This is a genomic window from Methanoregula sp. (assembly GCF_002835825.1).
Lineage (GTDB): Archaea > Halobacteriota > Methanomicrobia > Methanomicrobiales > Methanospirillaceae > Methanoregula.
In genome coordinates this window covers 1-2,784 of the sequence record NZ_PIZH01000289.1, presented here as the reverse complement: position 1 = coordinate 2,784, position 2,784 = coordinate 1, and the positions used below count along the sequence as shown (strand labels likewise).

Here is a 2,784-nt window from a genome sequence, read left to right as displayed (position 1 = left end):
GTTGCCGGGAGGCCTCCCCGGCAGTCACAGCGTAGGCCGGTGGATTTCAATATCGACGAGGATCTGGAGTTCAGCGAGGAGATTTGCCTCAAGAACAGAATCCGGCTCCGGTTCCAGCCTTCATGGCAGTGTCCCGCCAAATTGTTACCTCAAGGAACCTTCCGATCTCGTTTGGCGGGAATCTCTGGCAAAAAGCGTTTTACCAGGTACTCCCCGCGCGATCCGGGTCCCAATATGATACCGATATGATCAGAACCGGGATCTTTTCTGCCACAATTAGCAACCCGCACAATTCATAGAAGCGCAGCACGTTCAGGCTGAGCCGGGAGAAGAGAGAGCCCGCCGACGGGGATCCGGTCCCAGGTGGTGGTAACGGCACTATGTGATGCGGATAGTAAATCGGGTGTTGGAATCTGCCTCAGCGCATGATTCCGGCATCTGTTCCGGAAACGATGGGTGCAAGGGATTATTTGGCAGCAAACCCGGATCAGGTACAGAAGAGTGATCCTCCATGGCAACCGATCCCGTCTGTCTGGCAATCGTTGAGGAAGAGAACGCCCGTTTCACCGCATCATACCGGGACCAGAAGTATTACTTCTGCTGCAATTACTGCAGGAAGCAGTTTGAAGAGAATCCCCGGCGATATACCCGGATTGCGGCGAATGTGACGGTAAACCTGGGTGAGTGCGACTGAAGCACGGTATTTTCCTCCAGTCAGACCCGGACTATCCCGGCCAGGAGGAACAGCAGGTTCCTTTCAGCGACCGGAATTCTGCAGGATAATGTGGGATATGTCCTGGACGATCCCGTTGATGAAAACGACATTTCCGTTTTCGTCAAATTCCGCGAGTGCCGTGACGTTGACGGAGAACTGCGTCCCGTCGGGTTTTTTCAGGTCAAGCATCCGGTTCTTCACAAACCGGTTTTTCCTGAGGTCATCGAGCAGCTCGCGCCGCCCGTCCGGCTGGTTGAAGATCTCGGCAACCGGGATATCGCGAAGGTCGGAGATGGACTGGTATCCAAGGATATTGAGGAGGGCCGTGTTTCCCCAGACGAACCTTCCGCGGGGGTCCCCGGTACTCCGGTAGATCCCGACATTTAAGTCTTCCACCAGGGTGCGGTACTGGTCCTCGTGCTGGCGCAGGTATTGCTCCATCTTCTCGCCGGTGATGTCCTGCACGATAGCGGATGTTCCCAGGATCGCCCCGTTCTCCCCGATTACGGGAGATATCGAGAGCAGGACATCGAGCACCCGGCCTCCCCGCGTGGTCATCCGCATCTCCCGCCGGCGGACTGTCTCCCCGCGTGCCACCTGCCCGAGAATGGCAATCAGGTTATCCCGTGACGTCCCGCTCAGAAGATCCGTGATGGGTTTTGAGAGGACTTCCCCATCCGTAAACCCGTACAGCCGCTCCGCTGCCTTATTCCAGCTGGTGATCAATCCTTCCGGGGAACTCCCGATGATGGCTTCGCCGATGGACTGGACGATTCCCCGGTACCGCGCCTCGCTAATCTGAAGCATCTCCTCGTATTTTTTGCGTCCGGTTACGTCCTCGGCAATGAACGTGAAGCCGTCGCTTCCGTCCTCGAACGCCGTTGGTACCTGCTTGATCCGGAAATGGAATTCATCGCTATGGATTATGCAACTGAGATCGCAGACATGCTCCCCCTTTGCATGGGGATCGCGCGACTCCCCGCTGGAACAGATAAGCTGGAAAAAGGGATTGTCTATCTCTTCAGGAAGGTGGTGGAGAAGCGTGTCACGGGGCATGCCGGTCAGGGTTATTACGGGTTCGTTGACCTGGAGGATCTTCCGGTCACTGCCGGTCACGATGACCGGGTCCTTGGAAAATTCGAGGAGAGCAGAGATGGGCACCCGCCGGGAGACGAAGTAGACTTTTGCCGCACCCACAACCTGCATCTCGACCTGTCCTGAAACAAGGAGCATGTCGAGATACTTGGCAACCAGGTTGCGGTTCATCTTCATGTCGGACGCAAGGTCCGATATGGTCATTCCCCGCGGGTGCCACTTGAGGATTCTCTTGATCCTGTCAACTTTTTCAGAATCCAGAACTCCCATATATCTGTATTGTGCATATGCGGTAGTAGATATACTCTCCTCTCAATATTTGGCGCACAATGGACGCCGTCCGATAAAAGCGGATATCATTCTCTTTTCCTGGACACATTCTCATCAGATACGACGCATCTCTTTTTCTCGTGCAGCTCTTGAGTGCATGGCAGACCGCCACAGCACACCTGTCTTGCGGAAACGCCGGGCAAATATTGAAGAATCCTTCACAGAGAACGGATGACTGACCCCCGACAGGGTCGGTGCGTAACAATATGGATGGAATCAGGGAACAGACTACGGGAAGGACGATGGATTCCCGGATGGTATCGCTGACGGCCGTTCGCAAATTCCGGCAGCCGCTGGCTGAATACCTGATCAGCGGGCTCGATGACAACGACAAGTGGGTGCGGGTTATAGCTGCCGAGATGCTCGGGGCTCTGGGGGATCCTCACTCCGCCAGGTTCCTCCAGCCACTCCTGGCCGGGTGGGACAGCGACCTGCGGCTGGTTGCCGCACGGTCGCTTGCCAGGATCCGCTCACCGCAATCAGCGGGCATCCCGCCGGCACGCAGTTGCGAGCACTGTATGATCCTCCTTGTTGCAGATGAGGCGCTGACAAGACTGAAACTCGACCAGGCCAGTGCACACTCTTTATGAGAGGAAAGTAGCGCCGGTGCGATCTCTGCCGGCGCGTTCCCGGAACCGAGACCG

The 2,784-nt window shown here is 56.3% G+C and carries 3 protein-coding genes; 2 read left to right on the top strand and 1 reads right to left on the bottom strand.

The genetic code is table 11. The features are described 5' to 3' along the window. The first annotated feature begins 511 nt into the window (after nucleotides 1–511). Nucleotides 512–694 carry a YHS domain-containing protein gene (locus tag CW742_RS09955; protein ID WP_292419868.1) on the top strand — a complete coding sequence of 61 codons (183 nt, stop codon included), beginning with the start codon at nucleotides 512–514 and terminating at the stop codon, nucleotides 692–694. Nucleotides 695–757: 63 nt separating this feature from the next. Here the strand turns inward: CW742_RS09955 and CW742_RS09950 are convergent, their stop codons facing one another. Further along, complete coding sequence (locus CW742_RS09950; protein WP_292419865.1) at nucleotides 758–2,014, bottom strand: PAS domain-containing protein; 1,257 nt, start codon at nucleotides 2,012–2,014, stop codon at nucleotides 758–760. Between the two features lie 368 nt (nucleotides 2,015–2,382). On the opposite strand from CW742_RS09950, the gene CW742_RS09945 reads away from it, so the two are divergent. Beyond that, on the top strand, nucleotides 2,383–2,730 hold the full coding sequence (locus CW742_RS09945; protein WP_292419863.1) for a HEAT repeat domain-containing protein: 348 nt from the start codon (nucleotides 2,383–2,385) through the stop codon (nucleotides 2,728–2,730). Nucleotides 2,731–2,784: the final 54 nt, after the last annotated feature.